Source organism: Streptomyces sp. HNM0575 (assembly GCF_012726265.1).
Lineage (GTDB): Bacteria > Actinomycetota > Actinomycetes > Streptomycetales > Streptomycetaceae > Streptomyces.
The window spans coordinates 476,458-502,098 of the sequence record NZ_JAASAG010000004.1 but is presented as its reverse complement, the minus strand read 5'-3'; the positions used below and the strand labels follow the sequence as shown (position 1 = coordinate 502,098).

19 protein-coding genes are annotated in these 25,641 nt (G+C 72.3%); 9 read left to right on the top strand and 10 right to left on the bottom strand.

From position 1 onward, the window contains the following. Positions 1 to 193: 193 nt before the first annotated feature. Positions 194 to 934: a PucR family transcriptional regulator gene (locus HCC61_RS13405; RefSeq protein WP_240968935.1), complete on the bottom strand. Its 741-nt coding sequence runs from the start codon at positions 932 to 934 to the stop codon at positions 194 to 196. Between the two features lie 938 nt (positions 935 to 1,872). Here HCC61_RS13405 and HCC61_RS13400 point away from each other — a divergent pair. From HCC61_RS13400 to HCC61_RS13370, 7 genes are all read left to right on the top strand, one after another. Further along, complete coding sequence (locus HCC61_RS13400; protein ID WP_169135604.1) at positions 1,873 to 2,481, top strand: hypothetical protein; 609 nt, start codon at positions 1,873 to 1,875, stop codon at positions 2,479 to 2,481. Then, on the top strand, positions 2,482 to 4,053 hold the full coding sequence (locus HCC61_RS13395; protein ID WP_169135603.1) for an NADH-quinone oxidoreductase subunit NuoF family protein: 1,572 nt from the start codon (positions 2,482 to 2,484) through the stop codon (positions 4,051 to 4,053). 301 nt (positions 4,054 to 4,354) lie between these two features. Then, a complete protein-coding gene (locus tag HCC61_RS13390) occupies positions 4,355 to 5,257 on the top strand; it encodes an SCO0930 family lipoprotein (protein ID WP_169135602.1) in 903 nt (300 codons plus the stop codon). 628 nt (positions 5,258 to 5,885) lie between these two features. After that, positions 5,886 to 7,337, top strand: a complete 1,452-nt coding sequence (locus HCC61_RS13385; protein ID WP_169135601.1) for an FAD-linked oxidase C-terminal domain-containing protein — start codon at positions 5,886 to 5,888, stop codon at positions 7,335 to 7,337. Between the two features lie 17 nt (positions 7,338 to 7,354). Further along, the gene (locus HCC61_RS13380; RefSeq protein WP_169135600.1) at positions 7,355 to 8,788 is read left to right on the top strand and encodes an FAD-binding oxidoreductase; all 1,434 of its coding nucleotides are present in this window, start codon (positions 7,355 to 7,357) and stop codon (positions 8,786 to 8,788) included. Positions 8,789 to 8,879: 91 nt separating this feature from the next. Then, on the top strand, positions 8,880 to 10,346 hold the full coding sequence (locus HCC61_RS13375) for a heterodisulfide reductase-related iron-sulfur binding cluster (RefSeq protein ID WP_169135599.1): 1,467 nt from the start codon (positions 8,880 to 8,882) through the stop codon (positions 10,344 to 10,346). A 37-nt stretch (positions 10,347 to 10,383) separates the two neighbouring features. Beyond that, positions 10,384 to 12,165 carry an L-lactate permease gene (locus HCC61_RS13370; protein WP_169135598.1) on the top strand — a complete coding sequence of 594 codons (1,782 nt, stop codon included), beginning with the start codon at positions 10,384 to 10,386 and terminating at the stop codon, positions 12,163 to 12,165. Here HCC61_RS13370 and HCC61_RS30685 read toward each other — a convergent pair. After that, a complete protein-coding gene (locus HCC61_RS30685) occupies positions 12,126 to 12,809 on the bottom strand; it encodes a GntR family transcriptional regulator (RefSeq protein WP_346777173.1) in 684 nt (227 codons plus the stop codon). The genes HCC61_RS13370 and HCC61_RS30685 overlap by 40 nt on opposite strands. Positions 12,810 to 13,138: 329 nt before the next feature. Here HCC61_RS30685 and HCC61_RS13360 point away from each other — a divergent pair, with 329 nt between their 5' ends. Then, a complete protein-coding gene (locus tag HCC61_RS13360) occupies positions 13,139 to 14,575 on the top strand; it encodes a GuaB1 family IMP dehydrogenase-related protein (RefSeq protein WP_169135596.1) in 1,437 nt (478 codons plus the stop codon). Between the two features lie 112 nt (positions 14,576 to 14,687). Here the strand turns inward: HCC61_RS13360 and HCC61_RS13355 are convergent, their stop codons facing one another. Then, positions 14,688 to 15,983, bottom strand: coding sequence for a DUF1343 domain-containing protein (locus HCC61_RS13355; protein WP_169135595.1), 1,296 nt, complete (start codon positions 15,981 to 15,983; stop codon positions 14,688 to 14,690). Between the two features lie 144 nt (positions 15,984 to 16,127). Between HCC61_RS13355 and HCC61_RS13350 the strand changes: the two genes are divergently transcribed. Beyond that, entirely contained in the window at positions 16,128 to 16,658 is a 531-nt protein-coding gene (locus HCC61_RS13350) for an O-acetyl-ADP-ribose deacetylase (protein WP_169135594.1), read from the top strand. Between the two features lie 62 nt (positions 16,659 to 16,720). Here HCC61_RS13350 and HCC61_RS13345 read toward each other — a convergent pair whose 3' ends face one another. The 7 genes from HCC61_RS13345 to HCC61_RS13315 all read right to left on the bottom strand — a co-directional run bounded on the left by HCC61_RS13345 (position 16,721) and on the right by HCC61_RS13315 (position 25,639). Next, complete coding sequence (locus tag HCC61_RS13345) at positions 16,721 to 17,890, bottom strand: questin oxidase family protein (protein ID WP_169135593.1); 1,170 nt, start codon at positions 17,888 to 17,890, stop codon at positions 16,721 to 16,723. Between the two features lie 209 nt (positions 17,891 to 18,099). Continuing rightward, a complete protein-coding gene (locus HCC61_RS13340; RefSeq protein WP_169135592.1) occupies positions 18,100 to 18,924 on the bottom strand; it encodes an ATP-binding cassette domain-containing protein in 825 nt (274 codons plus the stop codon). A 32-nt stretch (positions 18,925 to 18,956) separates the two neighbouring features. Continuing rightward, complete coding sequence (locus tag HCC61_RS13335; RefSeq protein WP_169135591.1) at positions 18,957 to 19,613, bottom strand: lactate utilization protein C; 657 nt, start codon at positions 19,611 to 19,613, stop codon at positions 18,957 to 18,959. Then, positions 19,610 to 21,109 (bottom strand): LutB/LldF family L-lactate oxidation iron-sulfur protein, encoded by a 1,500-nt coding sequence (locus HCC61_RS13330; protein ID WP_169135590.1) that lies wholly within the window; start codon positions 21,107 to 21,109, stop codon positions 19,610 to 19,612. The genes HCC61_RS13335 and HCC61_RS13330 overlap by 4 nt, the downstream gene beginning before the upstream one ends. Further along, complete coding sequence (locus tag HCC61_RS13325) at positions 21,106 to 21,822, bottom strand: (Fe-S)-binding protein (protein WP_169135589.1); 717 nt, start codon at positions 21,820 to 21,822, stop codon at positions 21,106 to 21,108. Before HCC61_RS13325 ends, HCC61_RS13330 begins: the two co-directional genes overlap by 4 nt. Positions 21,823 to 21,865: 43 nt before the next feature. Then, positions 21,866 to 23,380: a rhamnulokinase family protein gene (locus tag HCC61_RS13320; protein WP_346777172.1), complete on the bottom strand. Its 1,515-nt coding sequence runs from the start codon at positions 23,378 to 23,380 to the stop codon at positions 21,866 to 21,868. Between the two features lie 213 nt (positions 23,381 to 23,593). Beyond that, positions 23,594 to 25,639, bottom strand: a complete 2,046-nt coding sequence (locus HCC61_RS13315) for a bifunctional aldolase/short-chain dehydrogenase (RefSeq protein WP_169135587.1) — start codon at positions 25,637 to 25,639, stop codon at positions 23,594 to 23,596. Positions 25,640 to 25,641 lie beyond the last annotated feature (2 nt).

Genomic DNA, 25,641 nt, shown 5'->3' with positions numbered 1-25,641 from the left:
CTCCCACCGCAGCGGGAGCCTCGCCCCGCAGCGGTGACCGAACACCACGGCGGCCCGGACACAGATCCTGTGTCCGGGCCGCCGCCTGTCGTTCCGTGTTCTGTTGTAGGTGTTTTCCGGTTGTCAGTTCCGCCGGGGTCTCACCCGCGGATTCCGGGTGAGCGCCCGGTGCCGGAGCACCGGGCGCTCACGGTCACAGACCGTTGACCCGGGCCTCGCGTGCGACACCCAGCGGGCGTACACCCGCCGCGACGGTACGGGCCCGGCGGCCGGCGCGGGTGCGCTGCCTCCGTATCTGGCCCAGCAGCCGCCGGCCGCGAAGGGTCATCTCCAGCTCGAAACGCGTACGCGGATCGCGCAGTGCCGAGCCGAAGAGCTTCTCTATCTGCCGCAGCCTGTACCGCACCGTCTGCGGGTGCACCTGGAGCGTCTTCGCCGCCTCGGGTGCGCCACCGCTCTCCAGCCACGCCAGCAGCGTGACTTCGAGACGCTCGCTCTGCCGCGGTGTGAGCTCGGCGAGGGGTCCGAGCCAGCGCGACGAGAGAGCGCAGGCGAGCGATTCGTCCTGCAACAGAAGAAGCATGGACAGATGGTCGTCCACGAACAGGACCTTGCCGTCCTGGTTGTTGCCGATTCCGCCGTTGACACTGCCGTTGACTGCGCCGCCCGGTGCTCCGGGCGGCGGTGTCAGCTCCAGCAGTCGCCGGGCCCAGCGCACCGATGATCCCGCGTCGTTCAGCGGGACGGTGTGCCCGACCGCAGCAGTACGCCCGCGCAGCACGTTCTCCAGTGCTTCGCGGTCGTCCTCGGGGTCGGGTATCAGCAGGCACAGCTCACTTTCGACAGGGCTGACCAGGGCGTTGCCGAGTGCCGCGGCGAGCTGGGGCACCTCGCTGGGTGAGGCGAGGGCTACAGCACGTACGGTCTCGGGCAACGGCCACCTTGCTGACCTGGCCAGTTCCGTCAGTCGTGATTCCGGGAATTCCTCCTCTCCCATGAGTGCCGTGAACAGCTGGCGTCGGGCTCGGTCGATGGGAACCGCTGCTGTGACGTTGTCGGCCTGGGTTGCGGTTCCCGTGTCCGTATCCTTTGTCTCCGGGGAGTGATGTCCCAATGCGGCCAGCAATGCCTGTTCCACGGCCCATTGAGCATCCTCGCGGTCAATTTCCCGCAGAAAAGCGGACATTGCCGGTATGCTGCGTTGTAGAGCTTCCACCACCTGGTCTGCGACGGCGGGCAGCTCCTTTCTCTGAACGCGCGCCCACTCGCCGCGCGGGCGAGATCGGATGCGGTTGAGAACGTCGCTCATCTCTACCTCGTTCCTGCCGGGTTGGGCCTGCCCGAGCACGGGAGGACAAGCCCGCGGAGGTTGCCTCCGGTAACCGGTATCCCGCCCCGGCCCCGGAGTTGAGGGTCCCCCTGCTTCCCCTGAAGGGGCATCATCGACACCGCGGGGTGCGGCGGCGATCCCACTGCCAGAATTTGTCACAGAGCGATAAAAGCTGTGAAGGTCCCGGGGAGTTCCGAGATGCTTCTGCATCCCGACCACCGCATTCTGGTCGCGCAAAGTAGAGAGCTTCACACCGGAACGTCACGGGTCATTCCCGATTCAACTGCTTTGCGGTATACGGCAGATGCGGGACCGAGGGTCAGGTCGGACTTCGGCGACAGTGCGATCGGAAGATCCGGATGCCTCAAGAACAGATCCGTGTCCCGCCGGCGAAGCGCCGTCCGACGGCGCTTGCGGCCTCCAGGCGAGGTGACGTCAGCCCTCGCCAGGTCCGTCAGCGCTCGGCTCGGGGCCCGAGACTCGAGGTCGAGAGCCCGGGGCGCGGGACCGCGGCACGTTTCGTTCCCCGTTACACCGCGTTCGTGATCGTCTCGGCTTTGGCGATCGTGTTCGCGATCAGCAACCAGTCGCTGGACAGATTGTGGGCATTCGTCGAATTCGGGGCGGGTGTCTTCGCGCTGCTGCTGCTCACGTTCTCGGTCCTGTGGGGCGTGGCGGCGGCGGACCGGATGCTGCTCGATCCGAATCACCGGCTCATCGCGCAGGCCATTCACCGGGGCTCCGCCGTGGGCGGCATAGGTTTCCTCGGTCTGCACATCTGGTCGAAGGTCGCGCTGGGCTCGACGACTTGGCAGGCGGCGGCGATTCCGGGACTGGACGGTGCACAGCCGATTCTGATCGGCCTGGGCACGGTCGCCGGATATCTCTTCGTGGCGGTGACGGTGACGGGCGCCGTGCGGGGCGCCTTCGCACGCAAGGGCCAGTCACGTCTGTGGCGTGCCCTGCACATGACCGCCTATCTGGCATGGGGCGCGTCCCTGGTGCACGGCCTGCGTGCGGGCAGGGCCGTGGCGGACTGGGTCGACTGGGGATACGCCGTGGCCCTGACCGGAGTGACCGTCGTGCTGATGATGCGGCTCGCCCCGAGCCGTAACCCGTCACCGGCCGACAAGCGCAAGAAGGAGCAATAAGTGACGTCTGTCGTGCCCTCCCCCGTCTCCGCGTCCAACGCGGACGCGGTGCCCTCCCTCGCCTCGTTCGGGCCGCCCCGGCTGCTCGCGGGCCTGGGCACCGGCGCGGGATGGACCCGGCGCCTGGAGCGCGTCGGCCATCTGACGGTGCACGGAACGATGCCCGAGATGCGGCTGGAGGAACTGGTCGATCTCGCCGAGAACATCGACCTGCGGGGCAGAGGCGGTGCGGGCTTCCCCTTCGCCCGCAAGCTCAAGGCGGTCATCGAATCGGCCCACCGGCGGCAGCAGGCGCGTGCGGCGGTCGTGGTCAACGGCAGCGAGGGCGAGCCGAGTTGCCTCAAGGACACGGCGCTGCTGCTCTTCAGCCCCCACCTGGTGCTGGACGGCGCGATGCTGTGCGCCCGCGCGCTCAACTCCGACGAGATCAACGTCGCGGTCACCCGGCCCGACGTCGAGCGCTCGGTGCGCGACGCGGTCGCCGAGCGCGGCCCCGGAGGGCCCCGCATCCGGGTCGTACGGATGCCGGAGCGCTTCGTCACCGGTGAGTCCAGCTCGATCGTCAGCGGACTCAACCAGCTGCCGGTGCTGCCCTCGGGCAGCGGCGTACGCGCCAGCGACGCCGGCGTCGACGGCCTGCCCACGCTGCTCTCCAACACGGAGACCTTCGCTCAGCTCGCCGTCGGAGCGCGGCTCGGCGCGCTCGACTTCCGCAACGTGGGCCTGCCCACGGAGCCGGGGACGGTGCTGCTGACGGTGGGCGGCGACAAGGTCGTCGAGACGCCGACGGGTGCGCCGCTCCCGTACATCCTCGGGCTGTGCGGTACCGACCCCGGGCAGGGCGTGCTGATCGGCGGCTTCCACGGCAAGTTCCTGGAGCGGGACCAGTGCTGGCAGGCGCGCATCTCCCGCGACTCGCTGGACGCGCTGGGCTCCACCCTGGGCGCCGGCGCCGTGCTGCCGCTGCCCGAAGGGACCTGCCCGGTGGGCGAGGTGGAGCTGGTCGCACGCTGGATGGCGGACGAGTCCGCCGGGCAGTGCGGCCCGTGCTTCCTCGGTCTGCCGGCGCTCGCCGACACGGTGGCGTGGGCCGCCGACGGCGGCGGCCGGGAGGCCCTGGACGCGATGAAGGCCCGCACCAGGGCCGTGAAGGGGCGCGGAGCGTGCAGTCACCCCGACGGCACCGCGCGCCTGGTCGAGTCCGCCTTCGAGATCTTCGCTGAGGACTTCGAGAAGCACGCGCTCGGCCGCGGCTGCGGCCGTCCCGTCTTCGGCTGCCTGTCGGTGCCCGAGGAGGTGCAGCTCGCCGCCGGCTACCGGCCTCCGGAGCGTCCGGAGCGGCCCAAGCGCGGCGTGCCGCAGCTCGAACAGAAGCAGAAGCGGCTCGTCGTCGACTGGACCCTGTGCCAGGGCCACGGCCTGTGCGCGGGAGTCGTACCGGACATGATCGAGCTGGACATCGACGGCTATCCGACGGGCGCCTCCGCGACCATCCACCCGCACATGCAGAAGCAGGCTCAGCGGGCCGTGCGGCGCTGCCCGGCGCTGGCGCTGAGGATCGTCGAGCGGTGACGGAACGCCCCGCGCGCCCGCAGCGGGCGCGCGGGACGTGCCCGTCTGCTCGCTTCCGGGTGCCCGTACGCCGCTCGGCAAGCGCTCGCGCGGGGGCTTCGGTAGCGGTTCCGCAAGCGCGGCCGGGGAGGCTCTTACGGCCTCAACCGGCGGCGGGACGCGGGGAGTTCACCCGCCAGCACATTCGCCGTCATGGCGGAACCCTGCCGTTTGGCACGATCGGACAACTTTCCGCCGCCTGAAACCCTCCTGCACCACACTCACATGCCAGCCACACATATCGAGCACTGAGGGAGCGGTCATGAGGAAGCAGCGTCACGTGGCTCTGATCGGGACCGCGATCGTCGTGGCGATGTTCGCTACGGGCTGCGGTTCCACGGGCAATGACTACTCCGGGCAGAAGATCAAGCCGGCAGGGCAGGCAGCCGACAACAACAACGGCGGCGGCTCGGCCGAGACCGGCAAGAAGGCCCCGGCGGGCTCGCTGGAGGTGAAACCCAACGAGAAGCTCGGCGACGTGGTCACCGACTCCAAGGGCTGGACGCTGTACCGCTACGACGAGGACACCGCCTCCCCGTCCCAGTCCAACTGCAACGGCGACTGCGAGAAGATGTGGACCCCGGTGCCGGCGAAGGGCGCGAAGGCCGGCACCGGCTCCGGCATCGCCAAGGAGGACATCGGCAAGGTCAAGCGCAGCGACGGCTCCTGGCAGCTGACCGTCGGCGGCTGGCCGGCCTACCGGTTCACGGAGGACAAGAAGCCCGGCGACGTCGAGGGACACGGCGTCAAGGGGATGTGGAACGCCCTCGCCCCCGACGGCGGCAAGGCCAGCATGCGAAACACCAAGCAGCTCAAGGCGGTCGAGAACCCGGAGCTCGGCAAGGTGCTGGCCGACGCCAAGGGCCACACGCTCTACCGGTTCGACAAGGACTCGGCGTGGCCGATGAAGTCCAACTGCAACGGCGACTGCCTGAAGATGTGGGTGCCCGCGAAGGCCGTCGAGAAGGACAAGGTCAGCGGCGTCAACCCGAAGCTGCTCAGCACGTACAAGCGTGCCGACGGCACGAAGCAGCTGTCGGTCGACTGCTGGCCGATGTACTGGTTCAAGGGCGACAAGAAGCCCGGTGACATCAACGGTCAGGGCAAGATGGGCCTTTGGCACGCGGCGACGGACGAGGGCAAGAAGGCCGGCGTCAAGCCCTGACCTCCGAGGCCGCCGGCCCCGCGTGACAGGTGGTCTTCCGCGGCGTACGGCCTTCAGCGGCAGGCGAAGCAGGCACGTTCCTCCAGGGCCCGCGCTCCCGTGACCGTCTCATCGGCGGCCGGGGCGGCGGGCCCTGAGGGGTTCCAGGCGCCAACTGCCGTGCGCGCACGGGGAATTCCTCGTGCGGCGAATTGCTCAACGGCTCTCTCCCGTCCGGAGGGAGCCGTTCGCCTGTCATGGTCCGGCTGTCCGCCGGGCGGCCGTCAGGCCCCCCTCAGAAGTCGCTCACGGCTCCCGCAAGCCCTTGCTGCCCCGCCGTCACCGCAGCCCCAGGGCGGTGGTCGGGGGCTTTTCGCATGCAATGGCCCGGGACGTCCGATCGCGGTACCGGCGGACGCCGGAGGACTCCGCGAGCGCGGCGGTCCTCGCACGGGCATCGCGGGCGGCGCTCACGGGCAGCGGCGAAGTCGTTGTGAAACATGGATGCAACGAAGGGTTGACGCATAGATGCAACGACCCTAGGTTCCGTGACGCGGTCGTTGAATACCGGAATTCGGAAGTTCGCAACTCCGGAATTCGCCGAACTGCCGTCACGTCGGAGGATCTACGGGTCTGGAGGCTCGGTGCCATGATCGACACCGCACTGCGCCGTGAGTTCGAAGCCGCGCTCGGGGCCGATGCCGTGCTGACGGATCCGCTTCAGCTGCGGACCTACGAGTGTGACGGGCTCACAGGCTTCCGTGAAGTCCCCGCCCTGGTCGTATTGCCGCGCAGCACCGAGGAGGTCGCCGCCGCCGTCTCGCTGTGCGCGCGGGCCGGACTGCCGTTCGTCGCACGCGGCGCCGGCACGGGGCTGTCGGGGGGAGCGGTGCCCGTCGCGCAGGGAGTGGTGATCTCACTGGCGCGGATGCGGCAGGTGCTGGACCTCGATCCGGAGGACCGGCGGATGGTCCTTCAGCCCGGCGTCACCAACGCCGAGATCTCACGCGTCGCCGGTGCCCACGGTCTCTACTACGCGCCGGACCCCTCGAGCCAGGTCGTGTGCACCATCGGCGGGAACGTCGCGGAGAACTCGGGCGGCGCCCACTGCGTCAAGTACGGCTTCACCGTGCACCACGTGACCGCCCTGCGCGTGGTGCTCCCGGACGGCACCGTCACCGAACTCGGGGGCGACGCCCCGGAAACGGCCGGTCCGGATCTGCGCGGGCTGTTCATCGGCTCCGAGGGCACGCTCGGCATCGCCACCGAGATCACCGTGCGGCTGCTGCGCACGCCGGAGAGCGTGCGCACCCTGGTCGCCGACTTCCCCACGGTGGAGGCCGCTGGGGAGGCCGTCAGCGCGATCATGGCGTCCGGGATCGTGCCCGCCGCGGTGGAGATGCTGGACTCCCTCGCGATCGAGGCGTGCGAGGCCGCGGTGCACGCCGGTTACAGCCTCGACGCGACGGCGGCGCTCGTCGTCGAACTCGACGGCATGGAGCACGAATGCGACGAGCAGTTCGAGAAGGTCGTGGCGCTGTGCCACGACAAGGGCACCTCGAACGTACGGATCGCCACGACCGCCGGTGAGCGGGCGCTGATCTGGAAGGGCCGCAAGGCCGCGTTCGCAGCCATGGGCCGCATCAGCCCGGACTACTTCGTGCAGGACGGCGTCGTACCGCGCACCCGGCTGTCCGAGGCGCTGAGCCGTATCGCCGCGATGTCCGCCGCCGAGGGGCTGCGGGTGGCCAACGTCTTCCACGCGGGAGACGGCAATCTGCACCCGCTGGTGCTCTTCGACGAGCAGGCGGGGGAGTCGGAGCGCGCCGAGAAGCTGGCCGCCGAGATCGCCGAGATGTGCGTGGAGCTGGGCGGTTCGCTCAGCGGCGAGCACGGCATCGGCCTGGACAAGGCGTGTTCGATGCCGGAGATGTTCGGGGAGACCGACCTTGCCGTGATGGGGCGGCTGCGCTCCGCTTTCGACCCCGACGGACTGGCCAATCCCGGCAAGGTGCTGCCCACTCCGCGGCTGTGCGGCGAGGCGCCCGGACGCTACCGGCCGCATCCGCTGGAGGCGGCCGGCGTGATCGAGAGGTTGTGAGACGAGGTGACACAGAGGTGACAGAGGAGTCCCGGGGGACGCTGCGGGCGGGTGTGCCGGGCGCGGAGGCGGGCGCCCGGAAGGCCGCGGAGACGGACGCCCGGAAGTCCGCGGCCGCCGAAGGTTCCGCCGCGTCCGACACGTCCGATACGTCGGCCCAGTCGGCCCAGTCCGCCCAAGTCCCGCCGTCCGCAGGCGAGTCGGGGGCGCCGGACGCGAAGGTCGAGCCGCGGGAAGCGGGGTCGCGGGAGCCAGGGGAGGAGACCGGCCGCGGCACCCGGCCGCTCTCCCGGGTGCGCCCGTCGAGCCTCGCCGAGGCCGCCGACGCCGTCGCGGACGCCGCGCGCGAGCGGCGGACGCTGCTGTTCGAGGGCGCGGGAACGGCCCGCGAATGGGGCGGGCCCGTGGCCGGTCCCGGCCTCGTCGTGGAGACCTCCGGCCTCGACCGGCTGATCAGCCACGCGTCGGGGGACTGGACGGTCGGTGCCGAGGCCGGCATGCCGCTGGCCCGGCTACAGGAACAGCTGGCCCCCGCTGGCCAGTGGCTGCCCGTCGACCCGCCCGCCGCCGACGCCGGCGCGACCCTTGGCGGGCTGCTGGCCTGCGGTGACGCCGGGCCGCGGCGGCTGAAGTACGGCGGTATCGGCGACCTCGTGATCGGCGCGACTCTCGTGCTGCCCGACGGCACCGTGGCCCGCACGGGCGGCGACGTCATCAAGAACGTCGCCGGATACGACCTCGCGAAGCTGATGAACGGTTCGCTCGGCGCCTTCGGTCTCGTCGTCCGCCTCAATCTGCGCGTACACCCCTTGCCCGCCGCCACGGCGACCGTGGCCCTGCCCGTCGACGACGCCGGGCGGGCGCTCGACGCTGCGCGCGCCGTGCTGCGCTCGCCCCTGGAACCGGTCGCCGCCGAGTGGGACGGGCAGGAACTTCTGGTGCGCTTCCACGGCACCGAGGAGAGCACTGCGGTACGCGGCCGTCTCGTGCCGCAGCTGGCCGGGTTCGCGGCCGCCCGCGTGCTCGGCCCCGAGGCCGAACTCGCCGTGTGGCAGCGGCACTCCGCTCTCGTACGCGGCGAGGAGGGCGAGACCGTGCTGCGCGCCGGAACCCACCCGGCACGGCTGCCCGCCCTGGTGCGGCGGCTGGACGAACTGACCAGGGACAGCGGTGTGGAGGCGAGATTCCTCAGCGGCGTCGCGCAGGGCGTGCACACCGTCGTGCTGCGCGACGGCGACGTGGAGGAGCACGCCGCGTGCCTCACGTCGTGGCGCGAGGCCGTCCGCGAGGCGGGCGGCTCGGTGACGCTGCGGCGGCGGCGCCGGGGCGTGGACGCCCACGCCTCGCCATGGGGTCCGGCACCGCCCTCGGTCCCCGTACTGCGGTCCCTCAAGCGGCAGTTCGACCCCGACGACCTCTGTGCACCGGGGCGTTTCGCGCCCTGGTTCTGACCGGGCGGGCCGCGGCCCCGGCCCAAGTCCCGGCCCCGGCCCGTACGCACGCCCGTCACGCGACAGCGAATCCGTCCGTAGGAGCACCGAAATGACCACGCAGCACGGTGGAACGAACGAGACGCCGGATCCCGCCGGCGCCTTCGACGCCCACCGCCCGCCGTCCCCGGAGCTCATCTCCGACTGCGTCCACTGCGGCTTCTGCCTGCCCGCCTGCCCCACGTACCAGCTGACCGGCGAGGAGATGAACTCGCCGCGCGGGCGCATCTACCAGATGAAGCTCATCAACGACGGCGAGGCCCCGCTGGACGCCGCCGCCGTGGGCCACTTCGACAACTGCCTGGGCTGCATGGCATGTGTGACGGCCTGCCCGTCGGGTGTGCAGTACGACCGGCTCATCGAGTCCGTACGGCCGCAGATCGAGCGCAACTGGGACCGCTCACGCTCCGACCGGGCCTTCCGGGAGCTGATCTTCCGCCTCTTCCCCTATCCGCGGCGGCTGCGGATCGCCGCCGTGCTCGGCGCCGTCTACCAGCGGCTCGGCATCCGCCGGGCGCTGCGCCGTGCGGGGCTGCTGGGGCGGCTGCCGGCTCGGCTGCGCGCGCTGGAGGCGCTGATGCCTGACGTGCCGCTGCGGTCCGCGCTGCGGCGAACGCCCGCGCGCAGCACGGCGGTTGCCGGGCACGGCCCCGCCCCGGCCGGTGCCGGTGCCGGTGCCCAGGCCAGTACGGAGACGGACACGGCCACCGACCGAGCGCAGGGGACGCCGCCGCCCGCGGCACGAGTACAGGCACACGTACAGGCACAGGCGCCCGCGACCGCACGCCGCACCGTCGGCATGGTCACGGGCTGCGTGCAGCAGGTCTTCTTCGCCCAGGTCAACGAGGCGACGGTGCGTGTGCTGACCGCCGAGGGCTGCGACGTGCTCGCACCCGTCGAGCAGGGCTGCTGCGGCGCGCTCAGCGAGCACGCGGGACGCGAGGAGGAGGCCGCCGCCCGTGCCCGGCGGCTCATCGACACCTTCGAACCGCTCGACGTCGACGCGATCGTGGTGAACGTCGCGGGCTGCGGCTCGGCGCTGAAGGAGTACGGGCGGCTGCTGGCGGACGACCCCGCGTACCGCGAGCGGGCAGAGGCGTTCGCGGCCAAGGTCCGCGACATCTCCGAGATCCTCGCCGAACTGCCACCGTCGGCGCCCCGCCACCCCGTGCCCGCGCGCCTCGCCCACCACGAGGCGTGCCATCTCGCGCACGCGCAGGGCGTGCGCGAACAGCCGCGTGCGGTGCTGAGCACCGTGCCCGAGCTGGACGTCGTCGACATCCCCGAGGCCGACATGTGCTGTGGTTCCGCGGGCGTCTACAACCTCATCCAGCCGGAGCCCGCCGAAGAGCTGGGCCGCCGCAAGGCGGACAACGTACGCTCCACAGCCCCGGACGCCGTGGTCACCGCCAACCCCGGCTGCCTGCTTCAGATCTCGCGCCATCTCGACAAGCAGCTCCCCGTGCTGCACCCCGTCCAGGTCGTCGACGCCTCGATACGCGGCGTCAGGCCCTGGTGAGTCGTCCCCCGAGTCCCAACTCGTCACCGGAGGCACCGTGTTCCAACCCGTACTCGACCCGCTGGGCGGCTCGCTGGGGTGGTCGTCGCTCGTCGCCGCCCTTCCGCTGCTCGTCTTCTTCGTGCTCCTGGGCGTACTGCGCGTCCAGGCATGGCTCTCCGCGCTGGCCGCGCTCGCCACATCGATCGTCGTCGCGGTCGCCGCGTACGGGATGCCCGTGGGGCAGAGCCTCGACTCGGCGGTGCTGGGCGCCTTGTTCGGGCTCTTCCCGATCATGTGGATCGTGGTCAACGCCCTGTGGATCTACCAGATGACCGTGGACACGGGGCACTTCGAAGTGCTGCGCCGCTCGTTCGGCAAGCTCTCCGACGACCAGCGGCTCCAGGCCGTCATCGTCGCCTTCTGCTTCGGTGCGCTGCTGGAGGCGCTGGCGGGTTTCGGTGCGCCCGTCGCCATCAGCTCGGTGATGCTCATAGCCCTGGGCTTCAGGCCCTTCAAGGCGGCGACGGTCGCGCTGGTGGCCAACACCGCGCCCGTGGCCTTCGGTGCGATGGGCACGCCCGTCGTCACCCTCGCCTCGCTGACGGGCCTGCCGCTTGAGGACGTCTCCTCCACGGTGGGCCGCCAGACGCCGCTGCTGGCCGCGGTCGTGCCGGTGCTGCTGGTCTTCCTCGTCGACGGACGGCGCGGTGTGCGGCAGACGTGGTGGCCCGCGCTGGCGTGCGGACTCTCCTTCGCCGTGGCCCAGTTCGTCACCTCGAACTACATCTCCGTCGAGCTGACCGACGTCGTGGCGGCGCTCGTGTCGGTCGGCGTGCTGGTGCTCGTGATGCGGACGACGACGATCCCCTCGGTCCCCGCCTCTGCGGTGGACGGAGCCTCCGGCGACGGGGCGGACGGCGCTCCGGCAGCGGACGGCGCGGGCGGTACGGGCGCCTCCGGCGGTGCGGGCGGTACGGGCGGCGGCGCCTCCGGTGCGCAGCCCGCCACCCGGACTCAGCCCTCCGGCACGGACACCGCCGCGGAGCCGGGCACGGACAGCGGCACGGCCGCCGGCACCGAAGTCCAGGACGGCAGGCGTGCCGCAGTCCACGCTTACCTGCCGTACATCGTGATCATCGTCATCTTCGCGGTCAGCCAGATCCCGCCCGTCAAGGCCGTACTGGCGAAGGGCACCGTGCTCTTCGGCTGGCCCGGACTGCATGTCGCCGACCCGATCACCGGCAAGGCCGCGGCCTCCACGGTCTTCAAGTTCGACTGGCTGCCCGCGACCGGCACGATGCTGCTGCTGAGCGGCGTCCTCACCGCGGTCCTGCTGGCCATCTCGCCCGGCGTCGCGGTGCGTTCGTACGGACGGACCCTGCGCCAGCTGCGGTGGGCGATCCTCACCGTGGCCACGGTGCTCGCCCTGGCCTATGTGATGAACCTGTCCGGCCAGACCTCCACCATCGGCCACTTCATCGCCGGCGCGGGAGCCGCGCTGGCGTTCCTGTCGCCGGTGCTGGGCTGGCTCGGAGTCGCGGTCACCGGCTCCGACACCTCCTCCAACGCCCTGTTCGGCATCCTCCAGGTGACGGCCGCCAAGAACTCCGGCTACGCCCCGGAGCTGCTCGCCGCGGCCAACAGCTCCGGCGGTGTCCTCGGCAAGATGCTCTCCCCGCAGAACCTCGCCATCGCCGCCGCGGCGACCGGCCTGGGCGGACGGGAGCCCGAACTGCTGAGGAAGGTCGTCGGCTGGAGCCTGGCGCTGCTGCTGCTGATGTGCGTGCTGGTCTTCCTTCAGTCCACGTCGGTGCTCGGCTGGATGCTGCTGTCCTGATGTCCGAGAACCGCTGCGCGGGTGCCACGCAGGTGCCCGCGCAGCGCGGACCGGTAGGCGGCGAGGTCGCCCTTCTCCAGCAGGGACACCAGCTCGACGTGCTCGTGGTTCGTGGCACGCAGCCGGTCGCCGTCGTTGAAGACCGCGTACAGGCCCATGCGCTGCTGGCGGTCGCGCAGCCCGGCGTAGAGGTCGAGCAGGATCGGATTGTCCGCCGCCTGCACGATCAGCTGGTGGAAGAGCTGGTCCGCGGCGACGAAGGCCTTGCCGTCGCCGGCCTCGCGCAGCTCGCGCTGCTCGTCGAGCTGCTCCCGCAGCTCCTTCACCAGCCGTTCCAGCGCCGACGCTCCCAGCGAGGAGACCTTTTCCGCGGCGAAGGACTCGATGAGCTCCCTGGTCTCCAGCACGGTCTCCACCTCCTTCGCGGAGACCGGCACGACCACCGCGCCCCGCTTGGGATAGAGCCGCAGCAGCCCCTCCGTCTCCAGCCGCAGGAAGGCCTCGCGCACGGGCGTACGGCTGATGCCGAGCGCTTCGGCCACCGTGCCCTCGCTGATCAGCTCGCCCCCGGCGAGAATGCCGTCCAGTATCCGTTCCTTCGCGTACTGGTACGCGCGCTGGGACGTGGGCAGAGCCTTTCCCACCTGTAGCCCCCCGGCATAGATGGATGCATGAGTCCAAGCGGACACTAGACGCGCGCCGGGCGGGCGTGCAACCGGCTCATGAAGGGCCGCGGCGGCCCGCGGTGCCGGAGCTGCGCACCCGCTGCCGGGGCCCGGTTCGCCCCTTCCGTCCGCGGTCGGCGATGATGGAGGAGGAGCCACAGCCCGGACGCTGCGCCTCCGGCACTCACTCCCTCCCCCAGCTACCGCTGGGGGTGCCCCCACCCCAGCTACCGCTGGGGGTGCCCCCGAACCCAGCCACGGCTGGGAGGGGCCGCACATGGAGCGACGACGCAGGTGAGAGAGCCGGTATGCGATTTCTGAACAACCAGCAGCCCCCCTACGACCTGACATACGACGACGTCTTCATGGTGCCGGGCCGTTCCGCGGTCGGATCGCGGCACGGAGTGGACCTGTCGTCGCCCGACGGCAGCGGCACCACGATCCCCCTCGTCGTCGCCAACATGACGGCCGTCGCGGGACGCCGCATGGCGGAGACCGTCGCACGCCGCGGCGGGCTCGTCGTCATCCCGCAGGACATCCCCATCGACGTCGTCACCGAGGTGACCGCCTGGGTCAAGCGCCGCCACCTGGTGCTGGACACGCCCATCACGCTCGCCCCGCACCAGACGGCCGCCGACGCGCTGTCGCTGCTGCCCAAGCGCGCGCACGGCGCGGGCATCGTCGTCCACGAGGGGCGGCCCGTGGGCGTCGTCGTCGAATCCGACCTGACCGGCGTGGACCGCTTCACGCAGCTGTCGGAGGTGATGTCGCGGGACCTGCTGGTGCTCAAGGCGGACGTCGACCCCAGTGAGGCCTTCGACCAGCTCGACAGCGCGCACCGCAAGCTCGCGCCCGCAGTCGACGCCGACGGACGCCTCGTCGGCATCCTGACCCGCAAGGGCGCGATGCGCGCCACGCTGTACACGCCCGCGACCGACGCGGCCGGGCGGCTGCGCGTCGCCGCGGCGGTCGGCATCAACGGCGACGTGGCGGGCAAGGCCCGCGCGCTGCTGGAGGCGGGCGTCGACACCCTCGTCGTGGACACCGCGCACGGCCATCAGGAGCGCATGGTCGAGGCGTTGCGCGCCGTGCGGGCCCTCGGCCCCGAGGTGCCGGTCGTCGCGGGCAACGTGGTCGCCGCGGAGGGCGTACGCGATCTCGTCCAGGCCGGAGCGGACATCGTCAAGGTCGGCGTCGGTCCGGGCGCGATGTGCACGACGCGGATGATGACCGGCGTCGGCCGCCCCCAGTTCTCCGCCGTGCTCGAATGCGCCGCCGAGGCGCGGAAGTTCGGCAAGCACGTGTGGGCGGACGGCGGTGTGCGGCACCCGCGCGACGTGGCCATGGCGCTCGCCGCCGGCGCGTCCAACGTCATGATCGGCTCGTGGTTCGCCGGTACGTACGAGTCGCCGGGCGACCTCCAGCAGACCGCCGACGGACAGGCCTACAAGGAGTCCTACGGCATGGCCTCCGCCCGCGCGGTACTCAACCGCACCAGCGAGGAGTCCTCCTACGACCGTGCCCGCAAGGCCCTGTTCGAGGAGGGCATCTCCACGGCGCGGATGTTCGTCGACCCCTCGCGCCCCGGCGTCGAGGACGTCATCGACGCGATCATCGCGGGCCTGCGCTCTTCGTGCACCTACGCCGGGGCCGCGACCCTGGAGGAGTTCGCGGACAACGCGGTGGTGGGCGTGCAGAGCGCCGCGGGCTACGCGGAGGGCAAGCCGCTGCACGTCAGCTGGTGAGCGGGGCGCCGCCGCACGGCGGGACGGGCCGGGCCGGTGGAGGCCGACCGTTCGCATGTGGCGGCGGCCCCGCCTGCCGTACGGAGTCCGCGGCAGGAGCCAGCGGCTGGAGTCAGCGGTAGAGGAAGTACTCCCTGCGCGTCCGGTCGAAGGCGCGGACCTCGTCCTCCCAGGCGGCCGTGATCTCGCGTACGTCCTTGCCCGCGTCGAGCATCTTCCGCAGCCGCGTCGACCCGGAGAGCTTGTCGATCCAGTACGGGCGCGGGTCGTCGTCCTTGCGCCACGCGAAGCCGTCGTAGCGCGCCGCCTCCGCCAGCATCGCCACGGCCGTCGGCACCGGCCGGTAGCTGCGCGGGTCGGTGACGTGCAGCTGGACGCCCGCGCAGGTCTTGCCCTCGTGCTTGCTGAAGGTGGGCACGAAGTAGCCCTCGCGGAAGCGGACGCCGGGCAGCCCGCGGGAGTTGAGACGGTCGCTGTAGCGGTAGTCCAGATACGGGGCGCCGACGAACTCGAAGGGGCGCGTGGTGCCGCGCCCCTCGGAGAGGTTGGTGCCCTCGAAGTAGCCGGTGCCCGCGTAGACGGTCGCCGTGTCGGGGAACGGCATGTTCGGCGACGGCGGCACCCAGGGCAGCCCGGTCTCCTGCGCCGGTGCCGAGGGGGCCCAGCCGCGGACCCGTACGACATCGAGCTCCGCCTTGCCGCCCTTGCCCTCGCCGGGCAGCAGCTCACCGTTGAAGTAGCGGGCCAGCTCGCCGACGGTGAGGCCGTGCTGCTGGATGATCGGCTTCAGGCCGACGCCCGAGGTGAAGTCCTTCGTCATCATCGGGCCGTCGGCCCGCCGCCCGATCGGGTTGGGGCGGTCCAGGACGACGAACGCGGCGCCGATGTCGCGGGCGGCGACCATCGCCTGGTACATGGTCCAGATGTAGGTGTAGAAGCGGACGCCCACGTCCTGGATGTCGAAGACGATCGTGTCGGCGCCCGCCTTGCGGAACAGCCCGGTCATCTTCGCCGCGTCCGCGCCGTATGCGTCGTAGACCGTCAGTCCGGTGCGCGGATCCTCGAACTCCGGCTCTGACTCGCCCGCTTGGGCGCTGCCGCGGAAGCCGTGCTCCGGGCCGAAGACCCCGACGATGTTCAGCTCCTTGCGCGCGGCCATCGAGTCCACGACGTGGCTGGTGTCGGGCAGTACGCCCGTGGGGTTGCTGACCACGCCGACCTTGCGGCCGCGCAGCAGCTTCCAGCCGGACGCCGCCCCGGACTCGGCGCCCGTGACGACCTTGCCGCGGGCGGCGGACACGCGCCCGGGGGCAGCCGCGGCGGCGGTGCTGGCGGTGAGCAGCGGGGCGCCGAGGGCAGCGGCCGTGCCGCCGAGGAAGACCGAACGGCGGGAGGGAGCGCGGGACATCGGCGGGTGTCCTTCCGGAGGCGGCGGTCGGTTTCGGGCACGGCTGGCTGACGCAAGCTATCCCACGGCCATGGTGGCTGCCAGGGTGCGCGCGGGCCGCCACAGGTGCGCGCAATGACGCCGCCCGGTGCGAGGATGACCCGTATGCCGAATCCGACGAACGCCGGCATCACGATCGTGCAGGGCGACATCACCGAACAGGACGTAGACGCGGTGGTCAACGCCGCCAACTCCTCGCTGCTGGGCGGCGGGGGAGTCGACGGCGCCATCCACCGCAAGGGCGGCCCCGCCATCCTGGCCGAGTGCCGGGAGCTGCGCTCCTCCCGCTACGGGAAGGGCCTGCCGACCGGGGAGGCCGTGGCGACGACGGCGGGGCGGCTGCCGGCCCGCTGGGTGATCCACACCGTCGGCCCGGTCTGGGCGAAGAGCGAGGACCGTTCCCACCTCCTGGCGTCCTGTTACCGCGAATCGCTGCGCGTCGCCCGGGAGTTGGGCGCCCGCACGGTCGCGTTCCCGGCGGTCTCCACCGGTGTCTACGGCTGGCCGCTGGACGACGGGGCCCGTATCGCCGTCGCCGCCGTACGGGAGGAGTCGGCGGACGGCGGCGGCTTCGACGAGGTGCGGTTCGTGCTCTTCGACGAGCGCTCGTACGGGATCTTCGCCGCGGAGCTCTGAGCGGTGGCGCCGGGGCGGTGCGGGCCACGTGGTGCTGCGTGCCGGTGTGCCGGGCGGAGCGCTCAGAGGGCCGGGTCGATCAGTTCGAGGGCGCGCAGCGCGGCGGCGAAGGCGGGAGCGGTCTCCACGGTGCCGTGGTCGGCGTCCGCGTCCATGGCCGCCACGTCCAGGGCCGTGTCGGTGAGCTTGATGGCGTGCTCGTCGCCGTGCGCGGCGGCCCGTTCGAAGACCTCCCCGGCGGTGAGCCCCGCGGCGGTCGCGGGCGGCGGCGCCGCGGCGGCCGGGGTGTAGGAGGCGGTCACCGCCGTTGCCGCCGACCATGCCGCGTCCAGGCTCGGCAGCCACAGCCGCCCGGGCAGGGCGGGCAGCGTACGCAGCACGGCGTTCGGCGCGGTCGCCGCGTGCACGAGCATCACGGGCGAGCCGTGCGCGTGTGTCGCGTAGCGGTGGGTGGCCGCTCGTACCAGCTCCTCCAGGGCCCGCCGTGCCTGTGCGGGGTCCGGCTCCCGGCCCGTCGCTCCCGTACGGGCGGGAAGCGCCGTGATGCGGGCCAGCCGTTCGCGGATGCCGCCGCTCTGGTCGTCGACGCGGGGCACCGCCGCGAGCCCGGCGGCGTAGGAGCGTTCGGCGGGCAGGGAGCGGATGCGGGGCAGGGCCGAGTGGCGCGCCGCCCAGTAGCCGAGGGCGTGGGCCAGTTCGGTCACCCTCGGGGAGACGGGGGAGGGCCGGAAGGTCTCCTGCCGCGCGGTGGCTCCGGCGTCGTCCCGTGCGATGCTCCCGGCCCCGGCGCGGTCCCGGGCCCCGGCCGCTGCCTCTTCGCCGAGCAGCGTCCGCACGGCGTGGCCCACGCGGATCACGCCGTGCGTCGCGGCCGCGCTGATGCCCGGAAGCAGCCGCGGCCACCACTCGGCCAGCACCTCGCGCCACGGCCGGTCCTCAAGTGCCCGCTGGAAGTAGGCGATCCAGTCGGCCAGCCGGCGCGGATCGCCCAGCGCCTCCTGCCAGCCGTCGTCGGTCACGCGGGCGGAGGGCGCCGGCATCTCCTCCAGCTTGTCCCGGTAGCCGTCGAGCCAGCGGTGCACCGACGGTGCGTGACCGTGCAGCACCAGCGCCTCCACGGCCATCGGCGCGTGGTTGCTCAGCCAGCCCTCGCGCTCGGGGCCGCTGCGGTGCACCCGCTCCAGCGCCTCGTCGAGGGTGCCGCTGCCGTCTGCCGTCGACCGAATGTCCATGGCACCGACGCTAGGCCAGCGACGAGCGGGACGTAACGGGCCGTGAGCGTAGGCCGATCGGGAGCGGACGTACGGACACGTGGCCTAGGTCCCGCTCGGGCACGGGCCGTTGGGGCACGGGCCCGTTCGCTCGCGGTCCTGCTCGGTCACTGGGCCCGACGGGTCACATGCCGGACGGGTCCGGTCCGGCCAGGTCCGCCCGTGGCCTGTCACGGGCGGCCCGAGCGGGCCAGCCACCGGCCGTCCTGCCGGGTCACTTCGATGGGGCGCCCGAAGCAGGACGTCATCGCCGGACCCGTCAGCGTCTCCCCGACGGGCCCGCGGGCCTGCATCCGTCCCTCACGCAGGAGAGCCGCGTGGCTGGTGCTCGGCGGGAGCTCCTCCAGGTGGTGGGTGACGGTCACGGTGGTCAGCCGCGGGCGGTTGGCGGCCAGGCGCCGCAGGGAGTCGATCAGGTCCTCCCGTGAGGGCAGGTCCAGGGCGTTGAACGGCTCGTCCAGCAGCAGCAGAGCGGGGTCGGACATCAGCGCGCGGGCGAGCAGCAGCCGGGCGCGCTGCCCGCCCGAGCACACGCCGTACGGCCGGTCGGCCAGCTCCTTGCACTCCAGCTCGGCGAGGAGTTCGTGGGCACGTTCACGCGTGCCGCGGTCGTACTTGCGCCACAGCGGCTGCACCGTCCCGGTGGCGCCGGTGAGCACCACCGTGTGCCCTGTGGCGTCCTGCGGGACCCGCTGCGCGCCGGACACGTGGCCGATCACCGCGCGCAGCTCCCGAACGTCGACCCTGCCGAGGGTGTGCCCGAGCACCGTCACCGTGCCCGCGGTCGGGAACATCACCGCCCCGAGCAGCCGGAGCAGGGTGGTCTTGCCCGCGCCGTTCGCGCCGAGCAGGGCCCAGTGGTCGCCGGCGGCGAGGGACCAGTCGATGCCGTCGAGGATGACCTGGCCGGTGGTGTAGCGCCGCACGCTCACGCCTTCGAGGGCGGCGACGGCGAGCGGTTCCCAGGGCGTGGTGTGAACGGCGGGCGATCGCATCGCGGGCCGCGGCTCCTTTCGGTCGGGTGGGTTCAACGGGGCTGCTCCGCGGGCGAGGTGATGACCACCTCCAGGGTGCGGGGGCCGTGCACCCCTTCCACGCGGTCGAGTTCGATGTCGCTGGTGGCCGACGGGCCGGAGATCCAGGTCTGCGGCCGGGAGGGATCCAGCCGCCCGAGCGCCTGCGGAACGGAGTCCACGATCTGCTCCGGGGCCCGTACGACGCAGATGTGATGGTCCGGCACGAGCGAGATGCGGCGCCTGCCCTGGTCCGCTCCGGCGTCCAGCACGATGGTCCCGGTCTCGGCGACGGCCACGGCGCATCCCGTCACGACGCTGTCGAGCGCGTCGAGTTCGCGCGGCGGCATCGAAGGGTCGTCGGCGACTCGCTCCACCTCCGCGGGCAGCCAGTCCGCCGGGACGCCCGGCGGCGCCACGACGCTGCGGGCGCCGCGCGCGCTCAGCAACTCCGCGATGACGGCGGGCAGTCGGGCCGGCGTGCAGCGGTGCACCAGGGCGCGGTAGTCGGCGAGGTTCTCCGCGAGCAGGTCCAGCCGCTGTGCGTCGGTGCGCTCGGCGTGGGTGGTCCAGTAGTCGCGGGGGACGGGCACGTCCTGCGGGGTCTCCTCGCGCGGTACGTCGGCGAGCGCGCGGCGCACGCGGCCGAGCACGGTGTCGCGGCTGTTCACCGGGCGCCTCCTTCGCCGTCTCCGTGGTCCTCGCCACGGGTGCGCCGCCACCAGTCGCGGAAGGACTCCGCCGCCGGACGCGGCAGGTCGCGACTGTCCGACCAGGCCTTTCCCGGGCCGGGCAGCGGAAGCCGCCGCGGGGTGAGACGCCGCGTACGGGAGGCCAGCCGCTGGCCGCCCCGCAGGGCCCGGGGATGGTCGAAGGCCCAGCGCGCGGCCCGCATCACGGCGCGCTCGGCGGCGTGGCCCTTCGCCGGCCGGATGGTGGTCCTCTGCCCGCGGACGCTGACGGTGCCGCCCTCGACGACGCGTTCGCGCAGGTGCACCAGCACCTCCGGGATGTCGATGGCGACGGGGCACACCTCGTAGCACGCGCCGCACAGCGACGAGGCGTACGGCAGCGACGCGTCCAACTCGCTTTGCACGCCCCGCAGTTGCGGGGTGAGGATCGCGCCGATCGGACCGGGGTAGGCCGAGCCGTAGGCGTGCCCGCCCGCGCGCTCGTAGACGGGGCAGACGTTCAGGCACGCCGAGCAGCGGATGCAGCGCAGCGCCTGCCGTCCCACGGTGTCGGCCAGCGCGTCGGTGCGGCCGTTGTCGAGCAGGACCAGATGGAAGGCGGAGGGGCCGTCCTCGTCGGTGGTGCCCGTCCAGGTCGAGGTGTAGGGGTTCATGCGCTCCGCGGTGGACGAGCGCGGCAGCGTCTGTAGGAAGACCTCCAGGTCCTGCCACGTGGGCACGATCTTCTCGATGCCCACCACGGAGATCAGCGTCTCCGGAAGTGTCAGGCACATCCGGCCGTTGCCCTCCGACTCGACGACCACGAGCGTGCCGGTCTCGGCGACCATGAAGTTGGCGCCCGAGACGCCGACCTTCGCGTCCAGGAACTTCTCGCGCAGATGCAGCCGCGCCGCCTCCGCCAGCTCAGCCGGGTCGTCGCTGAGACCCTTGGGTGCGGCCCGCCCCCAACTGCCCATCTTCTCGCGGAAGATGTCGCGGATCTGGTCGCGGTTGCGGTGGATGGCCGGTACGAGGATGTGGGACGGGAGATCGTCGCCGAGCTGCACGATGAGTTCGGCGAGGTCCGTCTCGTACGCCGAGATCCCGGACTTCGCGAGCGCCTCGTTGAGCCCGGTCTCCTGTGTGGCCATGGACTTGACCTTGACGACCTCGCTCTCGCCCGTCTCACGTACGAGGTCCGTGACGATCCGGTTGGCCTCCTCGGCGTCGCGCGCCCAGTGCACGTGGCCGCCCGCCGCGGTCACCGCGGCCTCCAACTGCTCCAGATAGTGGTCGAGATGGCGCAGCGTGCGCTCCTTCAGCGCCGCGCCCGCCGCGCGCAGCCGCTGCCAGTCGCCCAGCTCCTCGACGGCCTGCGCGCGCTTGGCGCGGATGGTGTGCGTGGCGTGCCGCAGGTTGCCGCGCAGCCGCATGTCGCGCGTCGAAGCGGCGGCGGCCCGCGGGAAGGAGGGCATGCCCAGATACGTACCGCTCACAGTGGTGCCTCCTCGGTGCCGGCCAGGATCTCGGCGATGTGCACGGGCCGCGTCGCGGAACCGCGCCGCGTGAGGGTGCCGCCGATGTGCATGAGGCAGGAGTTGTCGACGGTGCAGACCGCCTCGGCGTCGGTCTCCTCGATGTGGCGTGCCTTGTCGGCGCCCATCGCGGCGGAGACGTCGGCGTTCTTCACCGCGAAGGTGCCGCCGAAGCCGCAGCACTCCTCGGCGCCCTCCAGCTCCACCAGGCGAAGCCCCTTCACGGACTCCAGCAGCCGGCGCGGGCGGTCGCCGAGGCCGAGCATCCGCAGGCCGTGGCAGGTGGGGTGGTAGGTGACGGTGTGCGGGTAGTACGCGCCGACGTCGGTGACGCCGAGCACGTCGACGAGGAACTCGGTCAGCTCGTATGTGCCGGCGACGGCCTCCCGCGTGAACTCGGCCCCGATCCGCGGATAGTTGTCGCGCACCATCGCGGCGCACGACCCGGAGGGCACCACGATGTGGTCGTAGCCGCGGAACGCCTCGGCGTAGCGGCGCGCCAGCGGTACGGCCTCGCTGCGGTAGCCGGTGTTGAACTGCGGCTGCCCGCAGCAGCTCTGGGCCTCGGGGAAGCCGACCTCGACGCCCAGCCGCTCCAGGAGCGTGACGACGGCCTGCCCCGTGCCGGGGTAGAGCGCGTCGTTGATGCAGGTGATGAAGAGTGCGACCCGCACGGTGCCTCCTTGTCCCTTCCTCCCGGCCCGCCCCGCGCGGGGCTCAGCCGGTGCCGCGGATCGTCGCCGCCGCCCGGGACCAGGCCTGCGGACTGCCGTGGCCGCCGGACGGTTCGTACGTCCGCAGCGGAAGCGTGTCACAAAGCAGCCGCCTGACCAGCCCCGGGTCGTCGCCGATCACTCCGTGTGCACGCGCCTGCACCATGACGCTGCCCAGTGCGGCGGCCTCCGCCGGGCCCGCGATCACGGGCAACCGGCAGGCGTCGGCGGTGAGTTGGCACAGCAGCTCGTTGTGCACGCCACCGCCGACGACGTGCACCACGTCGGTCTCGGTGTCCGCGAGACGCCCCGCGTCCTCGACGGCCAGCCGGTGCGCGAGCGCGAGGGAGTCCAGCACGCACCGCACGGTCCCGGCGGGCCCCTCGGGCTCCGGCTGCCCCGTGCGCCGGCACGCCTCGGCGATGCGCCGCGGCATGCCGCCCGGAGCGAGGAAGCCCGGATCTCCCGCGTCGACGACCGACCTCAGCGGCGGACACGACGCGGCCTCGCGCAGCAGTGACCGCAGGTCCTGCGCCCGCCCTTCCGACTCCCAGGTGCGCATGCACTCCTGGAGCAGCCACAGGCCCATGATGTTGCGCAGGTAGCGGACCGTGCCGTCGACGCCGAGTTCGTTGGTGAAGCCGGCCTCCCTGCTCGCCTCCGTCAGCACGGGACGGGTCAGCTCCAGCCCGGCCAGCGACCAGGTCCCGGTGGCGATGTACGCGAAGCGGCCCGAGACGGCCGGGACGGCCGAGACCGCCGAGGCCGTGTCGTGCGAACCCACCGCCGTCACCGGCAGCGGCCCGGGCAGTCCCGTCTCCTCCAGCACGGCGGGCAGCAGTTCGCCCGCGGGGTCGCCGGGCAGCCGCAGCGGCGGGAAGAGCGACAGCTCCACGCCCGCGGCCTCGGCGACTGCCGGGGACCAGTCGCGGGTGCGCGGATCGATGAGCTGGGTGGTGGAGGCGTTGGTCAGCTCGGTGCCGGCGACACCCGTCAGCCAGTACGAGATCAGGTCCGGCATGAGCAACAGCTGCCGCGCGGCGGCCAGTTGGGCGGAGTCCCGGGCGGCTGCCAGCTGGTGCACCGTGTTGAACGGCAGGTACGCCAGGCCGGTGTGCGCGTACAGCTCCCGCGGGGAGAGCACCTCGGCGAGGCGGTCGGCCATGCCCTCCGTGCGGGAGTCGCGGTAGTGGACGGGGTTGCCGAGCAGCGCGCCGTCGGCGTCGAGCAGCCCGTAGTCCACGGCCCAGGAGTCCACACCGACGGACGTCACGGGCCCGGCCGCCCGCAGACCGTCCAGGACGCCCCCGTACAGGGCGAGGACGTCCCAGTGGAGCGTTCCGGCCGTGCGTACGGGCCTGTTGGGGAAGCGGTGCGCCTCCCGCAGCTCCACGGAGCCGGGAGTCACGTCGCCCGTGATGACGCGCCCGCTGGACGCGCCGAGGTCGACGGCGGCGAAGCGACCACCAGAACGCCGGGAGGCGGCGGCGGGCGGGGACGTTGACGGGTGCGGTGACACGGCGGCGGGTTCCTCGCGGACGGCGTACGGACGGCGTACGGACGGGGGGACTTCGTCGGGACTGCTCGGGACCTTCTCGGAAGTGCTCGGGACTGCTTCGGGACTTCGTCGGGAGTGCATCGGGGCTTCGAGAGGCTTCGAGGGCTTTTGAGGGACCGTTCCGGGGCGTGGGGGACTGGTTCGCACCGCGCCGTGACGGGGCAACTGCCGCGCTCAGCGCAGGAATGCGGCGGCGACGCCCGCATCGACCGGGATGTGCAGGCCGGTGGTCTGGCTGAGGTCCCCGCCGGTCAGGGCGAAGACCGCCGCCGCCACGTGCTCCGGGAGCACCTCCCGCTTCAGCAGCGTCCGCTGGGCGTAGAACTCGCCGAGCTTCTCCTCCGGCACCCCGTAGACCGCCGCGCGCTGTGCGCCCCAGCCGCCCGCGAAGATCCCCGAACCGCGCACCACACCGTCCGGGTTGACGCCGTTGACGCGGACGCCCAGCCCGCCCAGCTCGGCCGCCAGCAGCCGTACCTGATGCGCCTGGTCGGCCTTGGCGGCTCCGTAGGCGACGTTGTTCGGGCCCGCGACGACGCCGTTCTTGGAGGCGATGTAGACGATGTCGCCGCCCATGTCCTGCTCGGCCATCACCCGTGCCGCCTCGCGGGAGGTGAGGAAGGAGCCGCGGGCCATGATGCCGTGCTGTGCGTCCCAGTCCTCGGCGGTGGTCTCCGCGAGCGGCTTGGAGAGGGAGATGCCGGCGTTGTTGACGACGAGGTCGACGCCGCCGAAGGCGAGCACGGCCTCACGGAAGGCCGCGGCGATCTGCTCCTCGGACGTGACGTCGACGGGGACCGCCAACGCCCGGTCGGGGCCGCCCAGTTCACCGGCGGTCTCCTCCGCGCTCGCCTCGTCGCGGTCGGCGACGACCACGCACGCGCCCTCCGCGGACAGCCGCCGCGCCACGGCACGGCCGATGCCCGAACCGGCCCCCGTCACCAGTGCGACCCGTGCCGCCAGCGGCCTGGGCGGGGGCATGCGGCGCAGCTTGGCCTCCTCCAGCTCCCAGTATTCGATGCGGAACTTCTCCGACTCCGGGATGGGCGCGTATGTGGAGACCGCCTCGGCGCCGTGCATCACGTTGATCGCGTTGACGTAGAACTCGCCCGCCACGCGCGCCGTCTGCTTGTCCTTGCCGAAGGAGAACATCCCCACCCCCGGCACCAGCACGATCGCCGGGTCGGCGCCGCGCATCGCCGGCGAGCCGGGCCCGGCGTGCCGCTCGTAGTAGGCGTGGTAGTCCGCCCGGTACTCCTCGTGCAGCTCCCGCAGCCGCGCCCGTGCCTCCTCCAGGGGCGCCGAGGCGGGCAGGTCCAGCACGAGCGGACGGACCTTGGTGCGCAGGAAGTGGTCCGGGCAGGAGGTGCCGAGCGCAGCGAGCCGCGGATGCTCCGTGCGGGAGAGGAAGTCCAGCACCGGGCCGGAGTCGTCGAAGTGGCCGACCTGCGGCCGGTCGGCGGAGGCGAGTCCCCGGATCAACGGGGCGAGCGCGGCGGCCCGTTCGCGGCGCTCCTCGTGCGCAAGCGGCTCGTAACCCTCCCGTACGGGACCGAACGGCTCGGGCCTGCCGCGCCCGGCGAGGAAAGCCGCCGCGGTCTCGATGACGTACAGCGAGTTGCGCTCGCACTCCTCGCTCGTGGCGCCCCAGGCGGTGATGCCGTGGCCGCCCAGCACGCAGCCGACGGCCCGCGGGTTGTCCCGCCGCACCGCCGCGACGTCCAGGCCCAGCTGGAAACCGGGGCGACGCCAGGGCACCCAGGCCACGCTGTCGCCGAAGCACTCCCGTGTCAGCTTCTCCCCGTCGGCGGCGCAGGCCAGCGCGATGCCCGAGTCGGGGTGTAGATGGTCGACGTGCGGTGCGTCCACGAGGCCGTGCATGGCCGTGTCGATGGAGGGCGCCGCACCGCCCCTGCCGTGCAGGCAGTAGTCGAAGGCGGCGACCATCTCGTCCTCGCGCCCGACGCCGGGGTAGACGTCCTTCAGCGCCCGCAGCCGGTCCAGGCTCAGCGCGGCCAGACCGTCGGCGGTGAGGGTGCCGAGGTCGCCGCCTGAGCCCTTGACCCACAGCAGTTCCGTGTCCTGCCCCGTGACGGGATCGGGCGCGAGGCCCTTGGCGGAGGTGTTGCCGCCCGCGTAGTTGGTGTTGCGCGGGTCGGCGCCGAGGCGGTGCGAGCGCGCCAGGAGTTCGCCGACCGTCGTGTGCTGCTGTGCCGTCATGC